Origin of the sequence: Tychonema sp. LEGE 06208, from assembly GCF_015207505.1 — a bacterium.
Classification (GTDB): domain Bacteria; phylum Cyanobacteriota; class Cyanobacteriia; order Cyanobacteriales; family Microcoleaceae; genus Microcoleus.
Genome location: NZ_JADEWT010000018.1, coordinates 26,567 through 49,893 on the forward strand (window position 1 = coordinate 26,567; position 23,327 = coordinate 49,893).

Genomic DNA, 23,327 nt, shown 5'->3' on the forward strand with positions numbered 1-23,327 from the left:
GAATTATACCACAGTACGATTCGGCGATCGCACTTTTTAATTCGGATGCAAACGCAAACGATAGACATAATATCGTGTCAGATCAAATCCTCTCTTCATCAGAATAGTAAATTCAGGCGTTGACTGTTGACTGTTGACTGTTGACTGTTAACAGTTAACATCATGTATGAGTGCAACCGGAATTGATGTCATGTCGATTGACAGCGATAAAATTGGTTAGCAGTGTTTTTGTGATGGTAATCGACTGGACATGATATAAGTTCATAACTTTAGCTAACTGCTTGGGGGTTACTCTCAATCCAGCGATCGATGTCTGCGATTACCCGATCGGGAATTTCCCAAGGAAACAAATGGGCTGTATTCCGATAACACTCCCACTGACAATCGCGGAGGTGGCGGGCTGTTTCTAAACTGGATGCGGAGGTGATGTGTCGATCGCCCTCAGCAGCCAGCACCAAGCAGGGACATTGAATGTCGCCGAGATGCTGCAGTCGATCGTATCCGGCTCTGAGAGCGGTATTTAAAGCCTTTGTAGCCGCCCCGGAAGTCTGGAGATAGGCGGGAGTACCTGCCCGTGCCAAGTAGCGGTAAGGCGTGGCTGTATGCTGCTGGATCAAGTAGCGAAAGAGCGATCGCCTGCCAAAAGTATCAATATTCCACTGCCAACCGGGAATCACCCAATTGATGATTCCGGCTAAACCAGTGTAAAGGTTATCTTGCCAAGATATCGGAGGGTGACTCCCTCGCGGTTTGGCAGCCGATGCCAGCACAATCAAACCTGTGACTCGCTGGGGATATTTCATAGCTAATTCCAGGGCTAAAATCCCTCCCAAAGACCATCCGACAACCAAACACCGATCGACTCCCAATCGGTCTAAAAGTGCTTCTAAATCGAGGAGGTGGTCGGTCATTTCAAAGGGATTGGAGGTGCGGCTGTTGCCGTAGCCGCGCAAGTCTGGGGCGATCGTCCGAAAGCGCTTTGAGAGGTGTTCTGTAAACACTGACATACAATCGCCGGAACCGGGATGTCCGTGCAAGCAAAGAATAGGAAATCCTTCGCCTTTGACAGAAACACTGAGTTTTTGATGCGGCATTTTTAAGAGAAGGAAGAAGTCATTAGTCATTAGTCATTAGTCATTAGTCATTAGTCATTAGTCATTAGTCATTAGTTATTAGTCATTAGTCATTAGTCATTAGTCATTAGTCATTAGTCATTAGTTATTAGTCATTAGTCATTAGTCATTAGTTATTAGTTATTAGTTATTAGTTTTTTATTTTTTGTTATTTGTTTTTTATTTTTTGTTTTTTGTTGTTGGTAACAACTGACAACTGACAACTGCTTTCCCTACAACGTCATTAGTCATCAGTCATCAGTCATGTTTTGCTGTCGCCTCCGAGCTTTCCGTACAACGTCATCAGGAAGAGAGAAGAGGGAAGAAGGAACTTCTCGATCGTGTTGGCGGTTGCTATAGCAATCAAAAGCAGGATTTGTGGGATGAGCTTTTAGCAGCGTCCAGGATTGATGCTTGAACCAAATTCGTATTGTGAACCTAGCTCCAGAGTGGTTAAAAACTGGGATTTTTGCTAATATAATCGGCAATTTTAGAAATAGAGTTGCGGATTTGTAAATCGCCGCTGCTGCGACTGTCTATCACAGTCATCACGTAGGCTTCGCCGTCAATATTCATCGCTAAAGTTGTGCCTAGCACCAGGGAATTTTCGCCAGTTTTTTCGCCCAACCACTGAACTTTAGTTCCTTGCAAGGCGGCAAATCCCAAAGCGCGATCGTACTGGCCGTTGAGAGTTTCTACTAATAGTTTAGCACCGGGTGTTTCGCCGTTGTAAATTTGCACCATCATTTCGGTGAGTTCGTTAGCCGTCAAGCGGTTTGGGCCGGAACCGGGGTTGGCTGGCATAATTTTTTCCCCCATTAATTTGAAGTTGACGCGGGTGACTTGGTAGCCGCGATTTTCCAAGAATTGATTGATGTAATCGGAACCGACATAATCGATCAGTTGATTGGTAGCAGTATTGCTGCTGCGATCGATCATTTCTTCTAACAGTGTCTTCAACGGGTAATTTTTAGCGGACACAATCTTCGTCGATGAGTCTTCGGTGAAGTTGCCCCGATTGACGAATACTTCCTGGTTTAGACTAATTTTTTCTTGTTCGACTTTTTGCATCAAGGCGACAGCAATCGGCAGTTTAATTAAGCTGGCCGGGCTGGCAGGAGGCACATCGCCCCGCAGGTTGACGCACTCTCTCGACAGGTGGCAAATGCCGATCGAAGCTCGATCGGACAAACCGCTTTCGCGAGCCACCTCAGCCAAAAAATCTGATTTTGCTTGCCGCACTTGAGAGGTGGCTGCTGTGAAGTTTTCCCGGTATTCTTGAGCTTTTGATGCTTTGAAAGGAGCTAAAAAGGAATTTTGGGGAACTTCCTGCAAGTTGTTGAGGGCCTGGTGCCACAAAAATTGAGTTTGTTGCGAAGATTCGATCGACTGATTTTGCTGTTTTCCAGTTTCTACGGCTCGGTTGGCTAAGCGGACTGCTTGCTGCAAATTGTCGTTAGCTCTCTGTTCTACTAATATTTGAACATCTACCGCTTGCAACTGTTGTATCAGTTTTTCTTGGGGATTGCCGCCGAGGGGAATTAAGCCGGAAAGCAGGGTTGGTTCTGGGGAGGGAGAGGCTGGTTGTTCTAATTCGGTGACGAGCCGATCGCGAATTTTGTAGAGTTCGTCTAGGGAACGCGGGTTAGATGATTGAGAGAATGAACTGGTGATGGTTAACACCTGAACCAGTCCGATGCCGGCGACTACTGCCGCCATCTTGTTTGCGATCGACAAAAAACGCCCGATTCCTCGCATATATTCGACATCCTCAACACAACCAAATTCAATCTAAGCAGCTATTGTTACAAGAGTCAAACGATTTTAGATTTTAGATTTGGGATTTGGGATTTTAGCCGTAGGGTGCGGATACATCGACAATCCTCAACAAAGAGCAACAATCGATCGAGCGGCGCACCTGTTCTTTTGCCCTGTTTGCCCAATTCCCAATGCCTAATGACTAATGACTAATGACTAATGACTGCTGACTAATGACTTCTGCCAAAATAAAGGGAATCGATCGCACTCAATGGCGATCGACTCCCTCTAAAATATTGCGAACAATCTACTTTTTGCGCCGCCGCCAGTCAACACCCAACCGCTTGAGGTAATCCCAGCCGCGTTGGGGCCAGACACGATCGATACCGATCTTTTCGGCAATCCAGAGAGCTACTTTAGGCCCTGTCCAGTCTCCGCCATCGGGGGCAGGGCCTTGCAGCGCTTGTCGCAGTTCTTCTTGCTGTTCTGGACTCAGCAAGGATTTTGCAGGAGGGGGCTTGCGGTCTCCGCTGCGGTTTCTCACAGAGGTAGGCCCTTCTCGGTTGTAGCGCTGGACAATTTCTTTGGCGTAGTCGTAGTTGAGACCTACGACTTGGGCTGCTTCTTTGATAGTCCAATTTCGGGAAACTAGCAGCAGCAAGTGCCAGCGGCGGGACTCTGTGGTGTTTTGTGCCTGCCGGTAGCGAAGTTTGAGTTCCTCTGCCGTCAGGTGAGATTCTAGGTGAGCTTTAGGTGGCATTCCTCCAACGGGGCATCGGGAACTTCTTAGCATATATCTCTAGTTTTGGGGACAATTCCGGATGAAATTTTTTTCCTGGGGATCGTGGTGGCAAATAGGTGGCTGTTTTTGACTGTAGATGCGCGCAGATAGACGCTGTTGAGGAAGGGCTGTAACCAGGTGCAATTGCCAGCTATATTGACTAAGTGGCCGAAAGTAGAAATGATAAAGGTACGAGCATGGCATCCATCCGCGAGTTGCACCGACAACTGGTCAATAAAGAACGCTCTGCTGTGGAAATTACTCAAGAAACATTAGACCGAATTACCCAGCTAGAGCCGAAGTTGAAAAGCTTTCTGTGCGTGACGGCAGACAGCGCAATGGCCCAGGCCCACAAAGTGGATGCCCAAATCGCCGCCGGTGAGGAAATTGGGCCCTTGGCCGGCATCCCGATCGCCGTTAAAGACAATATGTGTACCGATGGCGTTCCCACAACCTGCGCCTCTCGGATTTTGGAGAATTTTGTGCCTCCCTACGATGCAACCGTCGTCTCCAAACTCAAAGCCGCCGGTGCGGTGATTGTGGGTAAGGCGAATATGGACGAGTTTGCAATGGGGAGCTCGACGGAAACTTCTGCCTATCAAGTTACCGCGAATCCTTGGGACTTGGAGCGCGTACCCGGAGGGTCTTCTGGCGGTTCTGCCGCAGCGGTAGCCGCCGGAGAATGCGTCGCGAGCTTGGGTTCGGATACTGGGGGTTCGATCCGCCAACCTGCTGCTTTTTGTGGCTTGGTGGGGCTGAAACCGACCTATGGGTTGGTTTCTCGTTACGGTTTGGTGGCCTATGCTTCTTCTCTGGATCAAATCGGGCCCTTTGGTCGGACTGTTGAGGATGCGGCGATTTTGTTGGGGGCCGTCGCTGGTTACGATCCGAGAGATTCCACGAGTCTTAATGTCCCAATTCCTGACTACGCTCAAGCTTTAAGACCCAGTTTGCGACCGAAGGGTCAGATTAGAATTGGTGTAATTAAAGAAACTTTTGGTGTAGGGCTGGACTCTGGGGTTAAAGACGCTGTTACTAAGGCGATCGAGCAATTTCAACAATTGGGCGCAGAAATTCAAGTCGTTTCTTGTCCCCGCTTCCGCTACGGTTTACCCACTTACTACATTATTGCTCCCTCGGAAGCTTCGGCAAATTTGGCGCGGTATGATGGAGTAAAATACGGTTTCCGATCGCCCGATGCCGACAATCTTTTGGATATGTATGCCAAAACTCGCTCTCAAGGGTTCGGTGCGGAAGTTAAACGCCGGATTGCGATCGGCACTTACGTGCTGTCGGCTGGATATTACGACGCCTATTATCTCAAAGCTCAAAAAGTTCGGACTTTGATTAAAGAAGACTTTGAAAAAGCTTTTTCTCAAGTTGATGTTTTGGTCTGTCCCACTGCTCCGACTACGGCCTTTAAGGCCGGGGAAAAATTCAACGATCCCCTGAGTATGTATTTGTCAGATTTGATGACTATTCCGGTGAATCTGGCTGGTTTGCCAGCTTTGAGTTTGCCCTGCGGATTTGATGATAAAGGACTGCCGGTGGGCATACAACTGATTGGTAATGTTTTGCAAGAATCTCGGTTGTTTCAAGTAGCTCATGCTTACGAACAGTCTACGAATTGGCACTTGCACCGCCCTGATTTGGATTAATTTTTCAAACTTGGCGGAACTGGACGGTGGAAGTTAGTAATCGATCTTGGCTAATTGTTTGAATTAATCATTCGCCCTTAGCTGTTGACCGATCTCTAATTTCCAGCGTGCCCTATTTTCTATGAACAATTTTCTGGTATTGCTATTGTCTAAATCGCTAATAACTTTTGGGACAGTTTTGGCGATCGCTTATTCTGCTGTTTGTCTGTTTCTATGGGCCGCGCAAGGTAAGTTTATCTTTGTTCCAGCGCGGGCGATCGAAACTACGCCAGATGATTGGCAGTTGAAATATCAAGATGTTTTGCTGCCAATTCCTACTAAAACAGGTGCGGTGGAAACCGTGCACGGGTGGTGGATTCCTGCCTCGAAAAACCCCCGCAAGGTTCGGGGGGAAGTAAGTGAAGCCGCTCGGGTTAACCCATCGGTAGTTTTGTACCTGCACGGTAACGGTTCAAATGTGGGAGCAAATGTCGAACACGCTAATCGATTTCATCGCTTAGGTTTTTCGGTATTTTTGATAGATTATCGCGGTTACGGAAAAAGCCAGGGCGATTTTCCGAGCGAATCTGGGGTGTATGAGGATACTGAATTTGCTTGGGATTATTTGGTGAAACAGCGCGGGATTCACCCGAATCAAATTTATATCTACGGGCATTCTTTGGGAGGGGCAATTGCGATCGATCTGGCAGTGCGCCACCCGGAGGCGGCGGGGTTAATTGTGGAGAGCTCTTTTACTTCGGTGCGGGAAATGGTGGATTTCCGACAAGGGCTGTTTTGGATGTTTCCGATCGATTTTTTGCTGACTCAGCGGTTTGATTCTCTATCAAAAGTCGATCGCCTGCAAATGCCGGTGCTATTTATTCACGGGACTGCCGATACTGTAGTTCCATCCCCAATGAGCAAAAAACTGTTTGATGCAGCACCAGAGCCCAAACAGCTTTACATGGTTCCTGGTGGAGGTCACAATAATGTTGCAGAAATCGGCGGCGCAGAATATCTGCAAAGATTAAGCCAATTTTGGGATATTCCAAAATAGATAAAAGTTGTTGGCGCTAACAGTGATTCTAGTTATTGTAGGGTATGCGCGGCGCACCAGTTGAGTTGGTAATAGTTAGCGACGCATGGGGGGTGAGAAACCGGGTGTCTTATAATTTTAGGTTTGGTAACGAGAAATATAGCAAGAAACCAGGTTGTTAGGTTTTCAAGCGCGATCGCCAATCAGGAAAAAGGAATATCTAGAGATTCTACCGCTTAATTCAACCTTAAAACATTCAGCCACCAATCCTTGATAGGATAGCAGTAATTACAGTAATTGTTTGTAATAATCGGTTGTTGTTGATTAATTTCGCAGCCTTTCCGAGAGGTTTTTCGATTCGGCATCTTTGCGCCGCAAAGATTGGCATCTGTGAGATTAGTTTTGTTCAATCTCGCATCAGTTAAATCGGCGGCTCTGAGGTCAGCACCGCTGAGATTTGCACCACTTAAATCGGCTTCTTGGAGGTTGGCACCGCTGAGATTTGCACCACTTAAATCAGCATTTCTCAAGTCTGTTCGACTTAGTTTAGCGGCGCTCAAATTACTGCATTTTAAGTTAGCCATCATGAGGGATGCTTCTTGAATAGAACTATTGCTAAGGTTGGCATTTTCTAAGCTTGCTCCCCTGATGTCGGCCCTGCTCATGTCGGCTTTGCTGAGGTCAGCGTAGGCCAAAAAGGCATTTCTCATGTTGGCGTTGTTTAAATTAGCTTCAATTAAATCAGCCGCAGTTAAGTCGGCATCAACTAAGTCGGCCCTGCTGAGAGTGGCACGGCTCAAGGAAGCGCCGAACAAATCTGCACGGCTCAAGGAAGCACCAAATAAGTCGCATCCGGGACATCCTCTGGTTGCTAGCAGCCGCTTGACTAAAGACAGATTTTGAGCTTGTAAGGGAACGGCTGCACAAAATGGAAGTAGTAATATAGCTGCTAGAATTGTCAGTTTGATTTTGGTCATAAGGTGTAGCGCATTTAAATTGTATATTTCAATTCCCAATCAAACGTTGTCAAATCCTTTTTCTTTTTCCCTCTTTCACCTTCTAAGCTGTTGTGCAAATAAACATTGTATATTTCGACGATCGATCAAAAATCTTTTCTCCCTATCCCCTTCTCCCCGTCTTTACCCGATCGCGAAGCCGAAGGGAGCCGAAGCAAGCCGAAGCAAGCCCCTCTCTCCCTCAATCACCATACACAATTGGGATGCACAACAGCTCATCTCTTTCTCTCTCGAACATAACAGACTATCTTTGGCTTGGCCCAAGTCTGGTAAGTCTTGGAGATCGCGCGCCGAGTCGTCTGCTAGAATGACGCGCGGGCTAAAAATAGGGTTTATCGGTTGATTTGGCGCTGTCAAACCCAATATTTCTCACAGAAACCGGGTTGTTGGTGCCAGTCCTAGTCTAGTGCGCTGACGGTGTAAGATTGGTCGGCGCGATCGCACTTGCGGATATTACCTAGGCTTTTAGGATGAGCTCGCGCACAGCTACACTCCCTTGCAACTTCCACAGGAGCGTAGCTGTGCGGGCGCTGAATGCGTTGCATTTTTGAGCTGGCGACGGCTGGGACAAATAGCTGGCGGGGGGCATTGCATAAATATTGGTACTCGCGGCAGCAAGATTTTGCTCAGGGGGGCGAACTTTCTCCGTACAGGCGATCGGTAAATAAGCCAATTGGCTTAGACTCTTAAGACATATTGCTGATGCCTTACGTTCTATAAAAAAGATAGCATTCTGGTGTGAGCGCGAAATAATACCGAGCAAGCAAGTATAAAATACAACAACTTGGCTCACCCGGTCTGAAAATCGCTAAAAATTAATACTTTTACACAGGGAAAATAAATGTTGAACAACATAGACGAACTGGCCGAAAGTGGCAGAGGCATCAAACTGATGTGGCAGATTGCAGACGAGTTAAGCTACACCCGGACTCTCGACGGTCAAAATTGTTTGTCACTCAGCAAAAGTTACGAAGTAGAAGGTCGCAATAAAGAGCCAAATAAAAAAAATTCTAAAGCTTTAGATGGATTAATGAATTTATTAAATAGATGGGATTGGCAGAATGAAACAGACCAGGAAGCAGAGCTTTACGAAACTTCTGTTCAAAACATGAGCCTGCAAGTCAACACAGATGTCAATGCTTTAACTATAGTTATGGATTGGTTTGAGCAATTAAAAGATTTATCGCTACCCAATGAAGTTTGGTTCCAGCTTCAGTTAGCTTTAGCTGAAGGTTTTATTAATGCAGTTCGCCACGCTCACAAAAATCTGCCAGTAGAAACTCCCGTTCAACTAGAAATTACCGTGTTTGACGGACACTTGGAACTCAAAGTTTGGGATTGCGGCCCGAGTTTTGATTTTGATGCTAAGCTCAAGGAAATTATTGCAGCAGATAGAAAACCAAGCTTGGATTTAGAAGTTTTGAACTATCTTTGCTTGATTCCTAGCAGAGCAAAAAGTTTGGATATGTATCGGCTTTTAATTGCTGGGTAGTGGGGTAGAGGGACAATTAAAAGATTGGAACAATTGAAGATGTGTTATGCTAAAAACGGTGTCAGGGGAAGAGTTACGGGTTTTGTCTTCGCGTAGGTGAAGGGTCTTGAATACTGACGACCTGCTGCAACTTTGGTTTTCAGCTAGGAGCTTGGGTGAGTCTGTAGCAGTTCTAGAGCAACGGGTCGATATGTCAGTATATTTTAGATTAAAGAATTGAAGAATGAGAGATTTACTTGCAGCGCCGCGAATCACCAAGTCGGGAACTTGAGTCTAAAATTTGGGAAAATTCACGACCGTCCTATGCAGCACGGTATCGGTTTTGGGGCTGGTCAAGTTAAAGATGAAAAATTAAAAATTATTGTGAATATTTTTTAATTCGATCGCAATATCTGGCTCATGACAAAAAATAATTGATTGAAAGCCTCTCCCTTTTAGGGATAAATTTAAAAAACACTATTGATTGCGACCATTCTCTGCATTCCAGGTAAGTCGCCCTCATCTGTCAGATCGTATCCGGTCGATTACCACAATAAAAACGGTTCGTAGTGCGTCATGGTGTCCGCATTACGAACTTTGTTGATTGCGCGACGGTACATGATATAAACTATCAATATTCAACTGAACGAACAATTACTAATGATTTCCAAAGAAACTTTATTTGTACTGTCTCTATTTCCCTACTTGGGATTTCTCTGGTTTTTGACTCGCTCGGGAAAAACACCTCGCTTAGCTTTGATAGGGTTTTACGGGACTCTGGTTTTTGTGGCTGTGACTATTCCCGCCGCAATTTATGCAAAAGTTGCCTACAACGAGTCACTAGCAAATGTCGATTGGCTGCACGGTTCTGCGGAATTATTCTTGACACTTGCCAATATTTTACTGGTTTTAGGCTTTCGGGAAGCGGTGATTAAAGCAAAAGCATCTTCACAGAATGAGAGCGAAAAGCAAGAGTCTATTGTAGAGGGAGAAAATAGTTGCGGTTAATACCATTTTAGATCCTTCGACTTCGCGATGGTACAATTTTGAGATTGAAGAATTGCGAAGGGCTGATGAATTAAGGGTTAGGAAGTTATTCTGCCGCTGCATTCTTTGGGGAAACTTCTATAGCACTTATCACTCTCTCAATTCCTCAATTCCTCAATCTAAAATCTAAAATCTAAAACTTGTTCGCTTGCGAAGTCGAAGAATCTAAAATCTGAACCTGTACCTCATCGAGAGTGAAAAAGGCTATATATAGTGCTGTCTCTCAGAGCGAGTTGTACAATACGCGAGCTATTGAGGTGCTCGCTCAAATGCAAAACACAGATGTTTGTGTTGGCGATCGGTTTGCCCTGCAAAATTTTAGGAAAGTATTAGAATATATAAAAACTCACCTCAAGCACTTCTAGTCACTGACTCAACCTGAGATGCGAGCTAGATTTTGGGTCGATCAACCCGATTAGTCAGGTCCGATTGACTTTAATCTCGCGCCATGAGTTGAAACAGACTACCATATTTGCTAAGTTTAGCCGTGGTGGGACTCTCCAGGCAGGAAAAAAGATGAGCTATTGCCTCAATCCCCATTGCCAGAAGCCGCAAAATCCTGACTCAAGTAAGTTTTGTCTGGCGTGCGGCTCAAAATTGCTGCTGAAAGAGCGTTACCGCGCCCTTCAACCTATCGGTGAAGGAACATTTGGCAGAACTTTTTTAGCTGTCGATGAAGATAGGTTAAAAACTCGCTGCGCCATCAAACAATTTTTTCCGCAGGTTCAAGAAAAGGCAGAGTTAGAAAAGGCAACTGCACTGTTTAAACAAGAAGCTCAGCGGCTGTACGAACTCGGAGAACACCCACAAATTCCAAGTTTGTTGGCTTCTCTTGAACAAGGAACACATCTGTATCTTGTGGAAGAGTTAATTGAGGGAAATAATTTATTTCAGGAGTTGCAGCAGCGGGGAGCTTTTAGTGAGGAACAGATTTGGGAATTGTTGATTAATTTGTTGCCTGTTTTGCAGTTTGTTCACGAGCAGCAGGTGATTCATCGGGATATTAAGCCGGAAAATATTCTGCGGAGAAATCCCCAAAATCTCAGGGCTGCCCGATATTGCAACTCGACTGCAGCGAAAGGAAAAAAAGGGATAATTATGCCTGAATCTGCTGCTGTACAGGGTGCGGCGAGGGGTGGTCAGTTTGTGCTGGTAGATTTTGGGGTGGCTAAGCAGATTAGCGTCATTTCTGAGGCGAAAACTGGTACGATAACTGGAACTGCTGGCTATGCGCCGATCGAACAAATTCGCAGCGGCAAGGCTTATCCGGCGAGCGACCTTTACAGTTTGGGCGTTACGTGCATTCACCTGCTGACTGGGGCGGTGCTGAATGATTTGTTTGATGCTTTGGAATGCAAATGGATTTGGCGATCGCACTTAGCGCAAAAAGGCATCAAAGTCAGCAAAAAATTAACAAGTATTTTAAACAAATTGCTCAAAGATTCAGTAAGAGAGCGATATCAATCCGCTGCTGAAGTGCTGCAAGACCTAGTACATTTTGGGCAATATCCCCGCTCTCAAATCGCTTATAATTATCGACCCAAAATAGCTATCAATTCGGCAGTAACTAACTTGCAGCAAAATAGATCGACCGCTGTCTCTGTCGCGCCGATCCACAAGATTCACGTTGCAACTGCTTCCCCTAGCAACCAGAAATTATTGTCTCGTAACTGGCGCTGCGCCTGCATTCTTCGCGGTCATTCAGGCTCGGTTAATGCTGTTGTAATTAATCCTCAAGGCAATATTATTGCTAGCGCCAGCGACGATAAAACAATTAAGCTGTGGAACCTGCACACAGGTGAATTAATTCATACTTTTTTCGGCCATTCTGCAACGGTTGATGCTGTGGCTATCAGCCCGGACGGAAGAATGCTGGTTAGTGGCAGTTTTGACAGAAAAGTTATTGAGTGGAAGCTGGATAAAAAGGCGATGATTCGCGAGTTTTACAGCGATTACGGTTCGCCCTACAGTCACCGGTACGGCTCGGTGTATTCGGTGGCTTTTAGCTGTGATGGAGGCGCAATTGCGAGTGCTAGCGGCGACAAGAGTATTAAACTGTGGAACCAGCACAACGGAGCCTTGGTGCAAAAACTTTCGGGACATTCTGACAAGGTTTTATCTGTGAGTTTCCGCCCTCAAAGTATGATTCTGGCGAGCGGTAGTGCGGACAAAACTATTAAGATTTGGCGTGTAGGTATTGCGGAGAGTGTACGGACTTTTGTGGGTCATTCGGATTGGGTTTATGCGATCGCCTTTAGTCAAGATGGCAAGACGATTGTCAGCGGTAGTGCGGACGCTACGCTAAAATTGTGGAATGTCGATACAGGGGAATTAATTAATACTTTGAACGGGCATTCTGACGCAATTATTTCGGTGGCGATTAGTCCCGATCGCTCTATTGTGGCTAGCGGCAGCCGAGATGGTACGGTTAAACTGTGGAACTTGCAAACAGGGGTATGTTTGTGCAGTCTGGTTGGGTGTAATCCGGTGGCTTTTAGTCCTGACGGTCAAACTTTAGTCACCGGTGGGGATGGCTACGAGGTGTTAGTTTGGCGGGCGTTTGTTTAGTTGGGCGAGATAGTTGAGATACTGAGAAATGCGATCGGCATCCGCGTCAAGTAAACGACTGGCCCAAGAATGTATGTTAACTTGCGATCGCACTTCTCGAAACACCGCAGCATCCCCGCGATTGTCGAGAGGAAAAACCCAAGCATCAAATCCCGCAGACTTGAGGCGGCTAACAGCACCACCGCCATCTTGTACCCATAACTTAGGGTTAATCCGAAGCGGCTGACAGCAATATTTACCCACAACAATTCCGCCCACAGAAGCCCTAGCATCCTCTCGGCGATAGGAAAGTTCTTCCAAAAGAGCTTTGAGATAATTGAGTTTTTCTGCATCTTGTACTTGCTGCGGTGTAAACTTGACAATCACCATTTCTATAACTTCCACAGGTTTTGTCGATCGGGCAAAGTTAACCGGTTCCGTCGCCAAATAATTTTGTCTTTCCGGTTGCGCCGCCCAAGAACTTTGTGTTTCCGATTCCCTCGCCCAAGAATTTTGTATTTCCGGTTGGGCTACCTCGATCTCCTCTGCAACTTGTGAATTTTCTACAGGCTTTGCAGTGTCTACAATTATCTGAATTTCTTCGCCATCTTTCTCTATTTTTCCACCAATTAGCAAAATCGCATTATCTACAATGTAAGGTTTCACTTGTTCGTAAGCCTTGGGAAATACAACAGCTTTGATTTGATTAGTCAAATCTTCTAATTGCAAAATTGCCATCGCATCGCCCTTTTTTGTCACTACAAGTTTGATAGCGTTGATCGTTACAATAACCGAAACTTTCCCTTTTTTCTCCGCCAACTCTGCCAGAGTCACAACATCTGGATCTTGATTAGATTCAAGCAGAAACTTGAGGGGATGTTCTGATACATAAAAACCCAGCAATTCTTTTTCTAAACGCAATTTTTCCTGTGTATCAAAATCTTTGACAGTCTTTGATTTTGGTGCAGACTCAAATTTATTCGCCGAGTTCCCAAAGCTATTCCCACCTAACAAGTCAAACAGATTACCTTGACCACTTTCCCGGTCTTTCTTGCGGTCTTGAGCCCATTTCATCACCCCTTCGAGGTCGTTTACCAATTGCTGGCGGTTGGGATCGATTTTGTCAAAAGCACCACACTGAATTAAGGCTTCTAGGGCGCGGCGGTTGACAGAATGTAGATTTACGCGATCGCACAAATCCGGCAGCGACTTAAACTTACCCCCTTCTTGGCGCGCCTCCAAAATATTTTCAATAGCCCCCTCACCCACATTTTTAACCGCCGAAATTCCAAACAAAATTTTATGTCTTTCGGCCTTTGTCATCTCTATAGGAAGCGGCGTAAAAATAAGTTCAGAGCTATTAATATCAGGTGGCTCAACGTCAATCTTCAGCTTGAGACAATTAGCAATATATCTCTGTACCTTCTCCTGATCGCCGCTATTAGCAGTCAGCAGTGCAGCCATGTATTCTACAGGAAAATTTGCCTTTAAATAAGCAGTTTGGTAAGTGATATAGGCATAGGCCATTGAATGGGATTTATTAAAGCAATATTCTGCGAATTGTAGCATTTGTCCGAACAACTCTTCGGCAACTCTTTGAGTGACACCATTCTTAGTTGCCCCATCAATAAATGTTTCCTTTTGCTTCTGCATTTCATCAGCCTTCTTCTTGCCCATTGCGCGGCGCAGCAAGTCAGCTTGACCTAAAGAATAGCCCGCCAAATCTTGAGCCATCCGCATAATTTGCTCTTGGAAACAAAGCGTTCCATAGGTTTCTTTTAAAATTGGTTCTAACAACGGATGGTCATATTTAACCACCTCTCTACCGTGTTTGCGATCGATAAATTGTGGAATCAAACCAGCATCCAGCGGGCCGGGACGATAAAGCGCCAGAATAGAAGAAATATCATCCAGACAGGAAGGTTTAATTTTTTTTACTACATCCAGCATCCCAGAAGATTCTAGCTGAAAAATACCTTCCAAATCTCCTTTTTCTAATAGTTGATAAGTTTTTGCTACATCACCGGGTAACTTGTTATTCCTAGTAAATGTCTCTTGAGCTCTGCGTTCTATATCAGAAGGTAAGGCTTCGGCATCGATAGTTATATCTTGCGTTTGCTTAACATACTCGACTGTTTTTTGGAGAGTTGTTAAATTTTTAAGTCCCAGAAAATCCATCTTCAGCAACCCCAAAAATTCCAAGTCTTCCATGAAATATTGGGTAATCACAGCACCATTGTCATTCTTTTGCAACGGTACAATTTCATCAAGGGGTTGGGAAGAAATGACCACACCGGCCGCGTGAACGCCATAGGTTTTGTTAGTTCCTTCAATGCGAATTGCCATGTCAATCCACTGACGCACTGGAACTTCGGTGCCAGTTTCTGCATTTATGCAAATTGTATTTTCGTAGTTGTCTTTAAAATCCTGTGCCGGTGTTCCCTCGGAAATCATCACTTTGAGTTTTTCCGGTTTCCCCCGCGACACGGGAATCATTTTTGCCATTTCGTCGGCTTTTTTGTAGGGAATTCCTAGCACTCTAGCAACATCTTTCAAGACAGCTTTTGATGTCATTCTGTTGAAAGTAATAATTTGTGCTACGCGGTCTGTACCATATTTTTCCGTAACATATTTAATCATATCGTCGCGTCTTTCTATGCAAAAATCGCTATCGATATCTGGCATAGATTTACGTTCGGGATTGAGAAATCTCTCGAACAACAATCCGTGGTGTACGGGGTCTATGTTGGTAATGTTGAGGACGTAAGCAACTAAAGAACCGGCCGCAGAACCACGTCCTGGCCCGACGGGAATATTGTTGTCTCTAGCATATTTCATGTAGTCCCAAACTACTAAAAAATATTCAGAAAAACCCATCTGCTGAATCATTTTTAGCTCATATTCTAGTCTTTGTTTGTAGACTGGGGGGATTTCGTTTCGGGTGCGGCTTTTGAGGCGTTCTAATAGTCCCAGCCAAGATATTTCTTCTACATAGGTATCGGCGGTATGTTCTGGGGGAATTGGAATTGTGGGAATCCGAGCTTCTCCTGTTAGCTCGTATCTTGATACTTTGTTTGCTACTTCTAGGGTAGTTTCGATCGCCTCTTTGATGGTTTCGTCGTCCAAATGGTCTCGAAATAGTTGCGCCATTTCGTCAGCGGACTTAAGATATTCAGTACCGCTGTAGCGCATCCGCTTGTCTTCTTCAATCAGTTTGTTGGTGTTGATGCACAGCAAAGCATCGTGGGCTTCTACGTCGTTGCAAGAAATATAGTGAGAATCGTTAGTGGCGATTATTTTTATATTGAATTCGCGGGCAATTTTGACGATTTCCACATTCACCATCCGGTCTTCTTGGGAACCGTGGTCTTGAATTTCTATATAGTAGTCATCCCCAAATACTTCTTTATACCATTTGGCAACTTCGCGCGCTGTATCTAGCTTGTTTTGGAGAATCATTTGGGGAACTTCGCCACCCAAACAAGCACTGGTGACAATTAAACCTTCGGAGTATTGTTTGAGCAGGTCTTTGTTGATGCAGGGGCGGGCAAAAATACCTCGTTCTGGCATTCCCTGTAAGTGAGAAATTGTGGTGAGTTTGACGAGGTTTTTATAGCCTTGGGTATTTTTGGCTAAGACAACTTGATGGTATTTTCTTCTACCTCTAACTTTGACTTCGATGTCGCCGTTGACGACGTACATTTCGTTGCCAATTATGGGCTTGATGTTTTTATTTCGGCAAACTTTGATGAGTTCGATCGCGCCGTACATCACTCCGTGGTCCGTAAGGGCGATCGCGGGCATCCCCAATTCCACCGCCCGTTCGGCGAGCTGCTGTAGCTGAGAAGCGCCATCTAGGAGGCTGTAATCGCTGTGAATGTGCAAACCAACGAAGGACATGGCGATTTGAGATTTTAGCTTTTAGTTTTTAGACTTTCGATTGTACACTATTGCCGTTGAGAAAGATAAATTGATTTTTTATTTTACAGCATCGGCAACGTACAAAAACTGGTTTTTTGAACGAAATATATAGGTTTGAATGCTATATTTTATGTCAAAAAACCGATTTTTACCACAGGTGCAACATCTCACAGAAGAAGTCGGTAATTTAATAGCTAATTCTGTAGATTTGCTTACAAATTTGCTTGTTTCAAATAATCTTCTAAATCTTTAACGCGCTGCTGTGTAACTTTTGCTCTGCAAGAAATGTATACAGGAGCCGCCAAAGTACCGCCTTCAAAGTGTCCGGCTTCATAGCTGCAAGTTTCATCGCGAAACTTGAGCCAACTACGCTGTGCAACCGTCAATCTTTGCTGCTGTTTGCTGTTGAGTTTAGCCCGAAGTTGCTGATATAATTGATTGAGCTTGGTGTCTGCTGCTTTGAACTCTTGACTAGAACACATATTCATGTCTAGCGTGGTTTGAGGACTTTTACAGTTAGGCTGTTGGGCGACTTCCTGGAAATTATTGCTGGCTTTGCTCTCCTGCAATAATCCGCCTGCTAATACGAGGGAAATTGTTGTAAATGTTGCCCAAAAAGTGCTATTTTTCATTGACTTGACACCTCTTTTAATCTTGAATTTTCTCTACTGGTTGAGCCGATCGCCAAATCCACCAAGCCGCCGCCCACAGAGTAAAATTGCCGATGAGAGTCATCGCCGCTTGCAGGGTAACGATCCATTCTAGGGCTGGGGAGTTGTCAAAATAGTGCCAAGTGCAAGCACACATGGCGCTGACTAGGGCGGGCAGCATTCCGGCGGAAAGGGCCCACCAAGCTCGGTTTTGAGTGACTTCGCCGTAAGTCCAAATTAACCAGATGGCCGCAATCCACTCGACGACGCTAGAGATGTGAATAATCCAGGTGGGAATTGACAAAACGTGCATTTTTTGTATTCTAAAATAACAGAGAACGGGGAAGATAAAATATGTATTTATTTGTTTAAGACTGTTAACTGTTGACTGCTGACTGTTGACTGTTAACTGTTGACTGTTGACTGTTGACTGTTGACTGCTGACTGTTAACTGTTGACTGTTAACTGTTAACTGTTAAAATATTTTACGGATCGACCGCAACAATTAGATATTGTAATACTTAGATTCCCCATTATAAACCAAGAGTAGAAATGCGAGCAATTTTGTGCGGCTATTACGGTAAAGGCAACGGTGGCGACGAGGCGCTGTTGGCATCGCTACTGCAAATGTTACCAGATGGGGTGACGCCGATCGTCCTGTCTGGCAATCCTGTCGAGACAAATCAGCGGTACGGGGTAGCTGCGCGCGATCGTATGAATGCGTTTCAAGTTCTCGAAGCACTCCGCACCTCCGACGCGCTAATCTGGGGAGGCGGCAGTTTGATCCAAGACGCTACCAGCATTGTCAGCCCTTTCTATTATGGGGGTTTGATGGGAATAGCGCAACAAATGGGCTTAAAAACAGTTGCTTGGGCCCAGGGAATTGGGCCTTTAAATCGAGAGATTACCCGCAAATTATCTCAGCGGTGTTTTGCTGGATGCACCGCCGTCAGCGTGCGGGATAAAGGCTCAGCTACCTTACTTGCAGATTGGCAAATTCCGTTCACTTTAGCGCCCGATCCCGTGTGGGCTTTAGAAAATTCCCCCGTCTCCGGTTTATGGAATTTACCAGCGCCCAGAGTTGCAGTTTGTTTGCGCTCCCATCCTACATTAACTCCCGCCAGATTGTCAATTCTAACTCAAGCTTTAGTTGACTTTCAAAAAGCAACCAGAACCTTAATTTTACTGCTACCTTTTCAAGCATCTCGCGACTTAGAAATTGCCAAGCATTTGCACGAAGCTCTGCCGAAACGAAGTGAGATACTTAGTTTAGACGATCCGAGAAAATTGAAAGGACTATTCCGGGGAGTCGAAATGGCGATCGGGATGCGCTACCACAGTTTAATTATGGCAGCATCGGAAGAATGCCGCTGTTTTGCCCTCAGCTACGATCCCAAAGTAACTCAATTGATGGATGAGTTAGAAATGCCGGGATATGTATTATCAGAATTGCCCGAAGATCCCTATTTAATCAGCAAAACCTGGATCGAACACTACGCCAACGGCGACGCACTATCGCCAGAAAGGATAAAATTTATTGTAGGGCGATCGCTCTTTCACCAGCAAGTATTGCAAACCGCACTCCAGCAGTCTCAGTAAGAGGTAAAATACCGTGACAGCCAGTACAGCCGACTTAAAAATTACCTGGGAAAAATTGCCAGAAGACTTCATTTTAGACGAGGAACCTGTGGAAAATATCGACCAACCCTTGCTCGCTGCGGCCTTGCGCGAAATCTTAGAAATCCCAGGGCTAATTGTAACAGGAATATTAGTTGCCCCCAACATGGGAATTTGTGCGACAGTAGATAGCAAGCTAGTTATCAAAGCTCCAGATTGGTTTTATGCCCGCAACGTACAAACGCTTGAGAGTAAAGAAATTCGCCGCAGTTACACTCCCAACTTAGAAGGAGACATTCCGGCGATCGTGATGGAGTTTTTGTCAGCTACTCCCTGGGACGAATACTCTAGCAAACCAACTTATCCCCCCGGCAAATGGTATTTTTACGAACAAGTATTGCGAGTACCAATCTATGCAATTTTTGAACCTGCTACTGGATTGCTAGAAATCTACCAGTTGGATTCATCAGGAAAGTATCAAGTACAGCAACCCGATCTAAACAATCATTATTGGATTGCCGGAGTTGGGTTATTTCTAGGTGTTTGGCAAGGAACAAAAGCCGAAAGAACCGGATATTGGTTGCGGTGGTGGGATGAAAGCGGACAGATGTTATTGTGGGGAGCAGAAATGGTAGAAAGAGAAAGGCAGGAAAAAGCAAATGTTCAACAGCGGGCCGATCGACTAGCCGCGCAATTAAGAGCAGCAGGAATAGAACCAGAATCATAATACAATAATTTAGAAATAAAAAATCGTAGTGTTAGGATTTTTTATTTCTAAATTCATCTGCGTTAATCCGCGTTAATCTGCCTCGATCGGCAATTAAAAATCACATTCAGGAGACAGCAAAATTGGCAAGAGTTAGAGTTCGGGAACACGTCAATCCCCTATCAATTAGATATCAAGCATCCGCAAGTCCCCCAGATTGGACTAAAATCTATGCCGACTTAAATTTACCGCTGCATCTAGATATCGGCTGCGGTAGAGGAAGGTTTTTGTGGCATATGGCGCAAATCCAAACAGATTGGAATTTTCTCGGATTAGAAATTCGGGAACCTCTGGTAGATGAGGCGAATCTGTGGCGCGATGAAAAAGGCTTGACAAATTTGCACTATTTATTTTGCAATGCGAATAGTTCCCTGAAGCCAATTTTAGAAACTTTGTCCGCTGGTATTTTGCAGCGAGTCAGCATTCAATTTCCCGATCCGTGGTTCAAGAAAAAGCACCACAAACGGCGGGTAGTACAGCAGGAATTAGTCAGCGAGTTGGCTACTTATCTGGCTGTTGGCGGTGAAGTGTTTATTCAATCGGATATTGAGGAAGTAGAAGTCGAAATGTGCGATCGCTTTTCATCTCATCCCAGTTTTCAGCGTCAAAATAGCGGGGAATGGCTAGCAGAAAATCCCCTACCCGTTGCTACGGAAAGAGAAATTGCTACTCAAAAACGAGGCGAACCAGTTTATCGAGCACTGTATCAAAAATAATGCTCGCTTTTGCAAACTCACCTTTGTTATATAGACTTTCTCAGTAACATGAGGTGCTCTCCTGGTGATAGGGCATAGGCCAAACCGGGCATAGGCAGGAGTGCAAAAAGGCCGCATACCTCACCAAGCTTGAGAACCGTTATAAATGTTATAACTTACATCTTAGACCTTTGTTAGGAACAGGCTTTCCGGCCTGTTCCACACAACTTAATTTTCTGGTGGAACGGGATATTCGGCCCGTTTATAAAGGAATTATTTCTAACTTAAACCCAAGAACGAAGCCACATCCGAAGATTCCATTCCCACTGCGACAAAGGTAGTCCCAAATAGATAGGCATCCAGAAAATAAAAGCAGCCAAAACCAGAAAAATAATTGTTACCCCCATCCCTCGGAGTCGAGTTTGAGGGCTGTGCAGCCACCTGTCAACCCACCAAGCAAGTGTTAAGGCTCCAAACACAGAACAGCCCATATAATGATACAAAAATACGCAGCGACTCACCTTCATCCAAGGCAGCAAATTAGCAGCCCAATTAACTATCAAATATAACACCATCCACATTTGGGCCGTCGGCGGAAACAAAATCGGCTGCTGCTGTTCGAGGCTGTCAACAGAAGCCACTTGGCGCGTTTGAAACCACACCACAATCCGGTGAATTAAAACTCCTGCTACTAATATTAAAGCTAAAGTGGAAAACCACCAAAGGAAAGGATTTCCCATCGCGTGAACGTCAAAAATCGTCTCAGTTGCACCGCTGGGTAAAGGTGGCAAAACCGGATCTGGTTGTGCATTGTTGCTAGCAGTTTTGTAGAAGTAAACTATGGGGCGGAGCATCAAAGGCCAACTGTACCAAGTGGAACAGTAAGGATGCACGCTAGGGCCACTTTTAATGCGTTCGTGATAAGTCAAAATTTCCGTTTGCATCTGCCAGAAATTGGGAGTTGGATTCAGATGCAGGTGAGGAATCCAGCAGATGCTGTAAACTAAAATAGGAATTACAGCTAGACTCCAGCATACTTCCACAAAAGTTAGCTCTGTCAATTTTTGTACTGGACTTTCGGGCGGAAGCAGAGCAGAATTTATATCGCGGATTGGTTCTTCATTTCCTCTGTTTCCCTGAATTAAACGCACGGCCCAAGCGCAGATTAAAATGAGATAAGCCCCAAACAAAAACCACAATCCGTTCCATTTGACAGCGGCAGATGCACCGAATCCTATCCCAGCTAATACTAGCCAAAGCAAGCGCTTTTTGCCTTCAGCTTCTACGGTTTTGAGCAGAAATAATTGACCAAGTATTCCGAATAAAACTAGATAAATGTTATTGAGTGCGTAGCGAGATTCAACTAAAAATAAACCGTCGCAGGCGATAAATAAAGCCGCAAGAAAAGCAAAGGTGCGGCGGCGAAGGAGCTGATAGGCGAGGGCTCCGACAACTAAGGGAATAAAGGAACCTGTGAGAGCATTTAGCCAGCGATAATCCCAAGGGGAAAGCATTGAGCCTGTTAGGCCGTTGACGGCGGTTTTTCCGAAGGGCAGGTGAGTGCCGATCGCAATTCCGATCGCAATTATATACTGGCTTAGGGGCGGGTGAGCGTTGAAAAAAGGCGTTCTGGTGAGATAATCGTTGGCAAATTTGGCGTAATAAACCTCGTCAAATACTAGAGTGTTAAATCGCTCTAATTGCCAAAATCGGAGAGTTAAGGATAGGAGGAATACGGCGAACATTCCTAGGTAAAAAACCCAAGTAGATCTGTTGAATTGTTTTTTGTGGAGTTTCATAAAGTGCACCGGAATATCGTAGATTTGAGAACCTTAATTTTAAAATACTGAGTTAAGAATTGAGAATAGCGTAAAAATTACCAAGTTGCTAAAAATATTTTTTTACGTTTCTACTGCCATTCTCTTCATTGCCTTTGAATATCTTCTAGTTCAAAATAGGTGCGTCTTGCGGTACTCGTATTACTCACTTTTCATCTCACAATTAACTGCTGCATCAATTTTCTGAGTTGAATTTGAAATGCGATCGCCCATTTAAACTAATTTCACATCATACCAAAAAAAAGCGGCTCCGCTTCCTGCAGAACCGCCGTAATAGAGGATGAAAAATCAAAACCTAACGCACTGCACCTTCAACAGAAGGCGATTCGATCGTCTTCATCAAATACAGTTTCAACAACTGCCAGCCGTTCGACAAATACAGAGGTAATTTTTGGAAGAATTGCAAGAATTTTGGAGTTTCAGAAGCAACAATTGCGGTCAACTGCTGATTGTTTTGGAGACAAACATCCAACCGTTCGTAAAACTCAGGATTGTTCACGTCTAGCATGACGGGGAATACGCGGCCTGCTGTTTCGTTGGTTTTTTTGATCACTTCAATGTCGTATTCGCGAGCATCGAGTCCGAGCGATCGATAAAAACCCGCGCGCTGGATATCATTGAGATACATTGTCGCGAATACCGACAGCAAGAAGAAACGGCACCAAAGCTTAGCGCGCCAATCGTTCAGCATTTGAGGCTGAGCTCTCATCACCGCATCGAAGAAATCTCCGTGGCGGTTTTCATCCTGGCACCAATTTTCAAAGAATCGGAAAATTGGATAAATCTGGTCTTCAGGATGCGCTTTCAAGTGCTGGTAAATCGTGATGTAGCGCCAATAACCGATTTTTTCGGATAAGTAAGTGGCGTAGAAAATAAACTTCGGCTTAAAGAATGTGTAACTGCGGCTCTTTGTCAAGAAACCCAAATCTAGGGACAAACCAAAGTCCGACAGCGCTTTATTCAAGAATCCGGCGTGCCGCGCTTCATCGCGGGACATCAGCAAGAAACCTTCGGCGAGTACCGGATTTTTGTCTTTGAGCTTGCGTGCTAATTCTTTGTAGAGCAAGAAGCCAGAAAACTCAGCGGTGCAAGAGCGTTCGAGGAATTCAATGAACAACTTGCGCTTTTCGCCGTCGATGTGTTCCCAAGATTGATCGAACTCGGCATCCCGCACGAAGTGGGTTTTGTTGTAGTCAACGCGGAACTCTTTGATAATTGCTTCGAGTTCGGCTTCATTTACCGAGATGTCCATTTTGGCCATCTCGTCAAAGTCTGTTGTGTAAAATCTCGGCGTGAGAATAGTTTCTTTGGCTGGGGTTTTCCCTTCTTGCTGTTGAGCAAAAGCGGGTTTTTTGAGAGAATCTACCATATGTTTATTGGATTTTTTGCTTATAACAACTTGCTTGTTTCGGGTGTCGGGCGGGTGAGGTCGATC

Annotated in this window: 21 protein-coding genes; 9 read left to right on the forward strand and 12 right to left on the reverse strand. The window is 45.0% G+C overall.

Translation table 11 applies throughout. The annotated features are described in order from the left end of the window. Positions 1-269 precede the first annotated feature (269 nt). From IQ263_RS07250 to IQ263_RS07265, 4 genes are all read right to left on the reverse strand, one after another. Positions 270-1,094: an alpha/beta fold hydrolase gene (locus IQ263_RS07250; RefSeq protein ID WP_194066873.1), complete on the reverse strand. Its 825-nt coding sequence runs from the start codon at positions 1,092-1,094 to the stop codon at positions 270-272. Between the two features lie 269 nt (positions 1,095-1,363). Next, positions 1,364-1,600 (reverse strand): hypothetical protein, encoded by a 237-nt coding sequence (locus IQ263_RS07255; protein WP_194066836.1) that lies wholly within the window; start codon positions 1,598-1,600, stop codon positions 1,364-1,366. Further along, positions 1,566-2,870 (reverse strand): serine hydrolase, encoded by a 1,305-nt coding sequence (locus IQ263_RS07260; protein ID WP_194066837.1) that lies wholly within the window; start codon positions 2,868-2,870, stop codon positions 1,566-1,568. Before IQ263_RS07260 ends, IQ263_RS07255 begins: the two co-directional genes overlap by 35 nt. A gap of 307 nt (positions 2,871-3,177) precedes the next feature. After that, the gene (locus IQ263_RS07265) at positions 3,178-3,630 is read right to left on the reverse strand and encodes a helix-turn-helix domain-containing protein (protein ID WP_194010600.1); all 453 of its coding nucleotides are present in this window, start codon (positions 3,628-3,630) and stop codon (positions 3,178-3,180) included. A 218-nt stretch (positions 3,631-3,848) separates the two neighbouring features. On the opposite strand from IQ263_RS07265, the gene gatA reads away from it, so the two are divergent. Beyond that, positions 3,849-5,309 carry an Asp-tRNA(Asn)/Glu-tRNA(Gln) amidotransferase subunit GatA gene (gene gatA, locus IQ263_RS07270; protein WP_194010601.1) on the forward strand — a complete coding sequence of 487 codons (1,461 nt, stop codon included), beginning with the start codon at positions 3,849-3,851 and terminating at the stop codon, positions 5,307-5,309. A 121-nt stretch (positions 5,310-5,430) separates the two neighbouring features. Beyond that, complete coding sequence (locus IQ263_RS07275) at positions 5,431-6,345, forward strand: alpha/beta hydrolase (RefSeq protein WP_194066838.1); 915 nt, start codon at positions 5,431-5,433, stop codon at positions 6,343-6,345. A gap of 215 nt (positions 6,346-6,560) precedes the next feature. Here the strand turns inward: IQ263_RS07275 and IQ263_RS07280 are convergent, their stop codons facing one another. From IQ263_RS07280 to IQ263_RS07290, 3 genes are all read right to left on the reverse strand, one after another. Continuing rightward, positions 6,561-7,301 carry a pentapeptide repeat-containing protein gene (locus tag IQ263_RS07280; RefSeq protein WP_194066839.1) on the reverse strand — a complete coding sequence of 247 codons (741 nt, stop codon included), beginning with the start codon at positions 7,299-7,301 and terminating at the stop codon, positions 6,561-6,563. 162 nt (positions 7,302-7,463) lie between these two features. Further along, positions 7,464-7,697 carry a hypothetical protein gene (locus IQ263_RS07285; protein WP_194066840.1) on the reverse strand — a complete coding sequence of 78 codons (234 nt, stop codon included), beginning with the start codon at positions 7,695-7,697 and terminating at the stop codon, positions 7,464-7,466. A 41-nt stretch (positions 7,698-7,738) separates the two neighbouring features. Further along, on the reverse strand, positions 7,739-7,885 hold the full coding sequence (locus IQ263_RS07290) for a hypothetical protein (protein WP_194066841.1): 147 nt from the start codon (positions 7,883-7,885) through the stop codon (positions 7,739-7,741). 296 nt (positions 7,886-8,181) lie between these two features. On the opposite strand from IQ263_RS07290, the gene IQ263_RS07295 reads away from it, so the two are divergent. The 4 genes from IQ263_RS07295 to IQ263_RS07310 all read left to right on the forward strand — a co-directional run bounded on the left by IQ263_RS07295 (position 8,182) and on the right by IQ263_RS07310 (position 12,426). Beyond that, positions 8,182-8,832 (forward strand): ATP-binding protein, encoded by a 651-nt coding sequence (locus IQ263_RS07295; RefSeq protein ID WP_194066842.1) that lies wholly within the window; start codon positions 8,182-8,184, stop codon positions 8,830-8,832. Between the two features lie 639 nt (positions 8,833-9,471). Next, positions 9,472-9,819, forward strand: coding sequence for a DUF3593 domain-containing protein (locus IQ263_RS07300; protein ID WP_194011872.1), 348 nt, complete (start codon positions 9,472-9,474; stop codon positions 9,817-9,819). A gap of 233 nt (positions 9,820-10,052) precedes the next feature. Next, complete coding sequence (locus tag IQ263_RS07305) at positions 10,053-10,223, forward strand: hypothetical protein (RefSeq protein ID WP_194066843.1); 171 nt, start codon at positions 10,053-10,055, stop codon at positions 10,221-10,223. A gap of 151 nt (positions 10,224-10,374) precedes the next feature. Beyond that, entirely contained in the window at positions 10,375-12,426 is a 2,052-nt protein-coding gene (locus IQ263_RS07310; RefSeq protein WP_194066844.1) for a WD40 repeat domain-containing serine/threonine-protein kinase, read from the forward strand. Here the strand turns inward: IQ263_RS07310 and IQ263_RS07315 are convergent. The 3 genes from IQ263_RS07315 to IQ263_RS07325 form a co-directional block, all read right to left on the reverse strand. Further along, positions 12,403-16,305, reverse strand: coding sequence for a DNA polymerase III subunit alpha (locus IQ263_RS07315; protein WP_194066845.1), 3,903 nt, complete (start codon positions 16,303-16,305; stop codon positions 12,403-12,405). The two genes, IQ263_RS07310 and IQ263_RS07315, sit on opposite strands and share 24 nt — an antisense overlap. A gap of 233 nt (positions 16,306-16,538) precedes the next feature. Next, complete coding sequence (locus tag IQ263_RS07320; RefSeq protein WP_194066846.1) at positions 16,539-16,958, reverse strand: lysozyme inhibitor LprI family protein; 420 nt, start codon at positions 16,956-16,958, stop codon at positions 16,539-16,541. A gap of 16 nt (positions 16,959-16,974) precedes the next feature. Further along, the gene (locus IQ263_RS07325) at positions 16,975-17,289 is read right to left on the reverse strand and encodes a DUF2499 domain-containing protein (RefSeq protein ID WP_194066847.1); all 315 of its coding nucleotides are present in this window, start codon (positions 17,287-17,289) and stop codon (positions 16,975-16,977) included. Positions 17,290-17,528: 239 nt separating this feature from the next. On the opposite strand from IQ263_RS07325, the gene csaB reads away from it, so the two are divergent. From csaB to trmB, 3 genes are all read left to right on the forward strand, one after another. Beyond that, positions 17,529-18,575, forward strand: coding sequence for a polysaccharide pyruvyl transferase CsaB (gene csaB, locus IQ263_RS07330; RefSeq protein WP_194066848.1), 1,047 nt, complete (start codon positions 17,529-17,531; stop codon positions 18,573-18,575). A gap of 13 nt (positions 18,576-18,588) precedes the next feature. After that, on the forward strand, positions 18,589-19,320 hold the full coding sequence (locus IQ263_RS07335) for a Uma2 family endonuclease (RefSeq protein WP_194066849.1): 732 nt from the start codon (positions 18,589-18,591) through the stop codon (positions 19,318-19,320). 122 nt (positions 19,321-19,442) lie between these two features. Then, positions 19,443-20,075 (forward strand): tRNA (guanosine(46)-N7)-methyltransferase TrmB, encoded by a 633-nt coding sequence (gene trmB / locus IQ263_RS07340; RefSeq protein WP_194066850.1) that lies wholly within the window; start codon positions 19,443-19,445, stop codon positions 20,073-20,075. A 263-nt stretch (positions 20,076-20,338) separates the two neighbouring features. Here the strand turns inward: trmB and IQ263_RS07345 are convergent, their stop codons facing one another. Together IQ263_RS07345 and acsF are read right to left on the reverse strand one after the other, a co-directional pair. Next, on the reverse strand, positions 20,339-21,853 hold the full coding sequence (locus IQ263_RS07345) for a dolichyl-phosphate-mannose--protein mannosyltransferase (RefSeq protein ID WP_194066851.1): 1,515 nt from the start codon (positions 21,851-21,853) through the stop codon (positions 20,339-20,341). 334 nt (positions 21,854-22,187) lie between these two features. After that, positions 22,188-23,261 carry a magnesium-protoporphyrin IX monomethyl ester (oxidative) cyclase gene (gene acsF / locus IQ263_RS07350; protein ID WP_194066852.1) on the reverse strand — a complete coding sequence of 358 codons (1,074 nt, stop codon included), beginning with the start codon at positions 23,259-23,261 and terminating at the stop codon, positions 22,188-22,190. Positions 23,262-23,327 lie beyond the last annotated feature (66 nt).

Coding starts and splice junctions, on each gene's coding strand:
- IQ263_RS07250 (WP_194066873.1), bottom strand. CDS start 1,094: ATGCCGCATCAAAAACTCAGTGTTTCTGTCAAAGGCGAAGGATTTCCT.
- gatA (WP_194010601.1), top strand. CDS start 3,849: ATGGCATCCATCCGCGAGTTGCACCGACAACTGGTCAATAAAGAACGC.
- IQ263_RS07280 (WP_194066839.1), bottom strand. CDS start 7,301: ATGACCAAAATCAAACTGACAATTCTAGCAGCTATATTACTACTTCCA.
- IQ263_RS07260 (WP_194066837.1), bottom strand. CDS start 2,870: ATGCGAGGAATCGGGCGTTTTTTGTCGATCGCAAACAAGATGGCGGCA.
- IQ263_RS07310 (WP_194066844.1), top strand. CDS start 10,375: ATGAGCTATTGCCTCAATCCCCATTGCCAGAAGCCGCAAAATCCTGAC.
- IQ263_RS07265 (WP_194010600.1), bottom strand. CDS start 3,630: ATGCCACCTAAAGCTCACCTAGAATCTCACCTGACGGCAGAGGAACTC.
- IQ263_RS07275 (WP_194066838.1), top strand. CDS start 5,431: ATGAACAATTTTCTGGTATTGCTATTGTCTAAATCGCTAATAACTTTT.
- IQ263_RS07295 (WP_194066842.1), top strand. CDS start 8,182: ATGTTGAACAACATAGACGAACTGGCCGAAAGTGGCAGAGGCATCAAA.
- IQ263_RS07345 (WP_194066851.1), bottom strand. CDS start 21,853: ATGAAACTCCACAAAAAACAATTCAACAGATCTACTTGGGTTTTTTAC.
- IQ263_RS07320 (WP_194066846.1), bottom strand. CDS start 16,958: ATGAAAAATAGCACTTTTTGGGCAACATTTACAACAATTTCCCTCGTA.
- IQ263_RS07290 (WP_194066841.1), bottom strand. CDS start 7,885: ATGCAACGCATTCAGCGCCCGCACAGCTACGCTCCTGTGGAAGTTGCA.
- IQ263_RS07300 (WP_194011872.1), top strand. CDS start 9,472: ATGATTTCCAAAGAAACTTTATTTGTACTGTCTCTATTTCCCTACTTG.
- IQ263_RS07325 (WP_194066847.1), bottom strand. CDS start 17,289: ATGCACGTTTTGTCAATTCCCACCTGGATTATTCACATCTCTAGCGTC.
- acsF (WP_194066852.1), bottom strand. CDS start 23,261: ATGGTAGATTCTCTCAAAAAACCCGCTTTTGCTCAACAGCAAGAAGGG.
- IQ263_RS07315 (WP_194066845.1), bottom strand. CDS start 16,305: ATGTCCTTCGTTGGTTTGCACATTCACAGCGATTACAGCCTCCTAGAT.
- csaB (WP_194066848.1), top strand. CDS start 17,529: ATGCGAGCAATTTTGTGCGGCTATTACGGTAAAGGCAACGGTGGCGAC.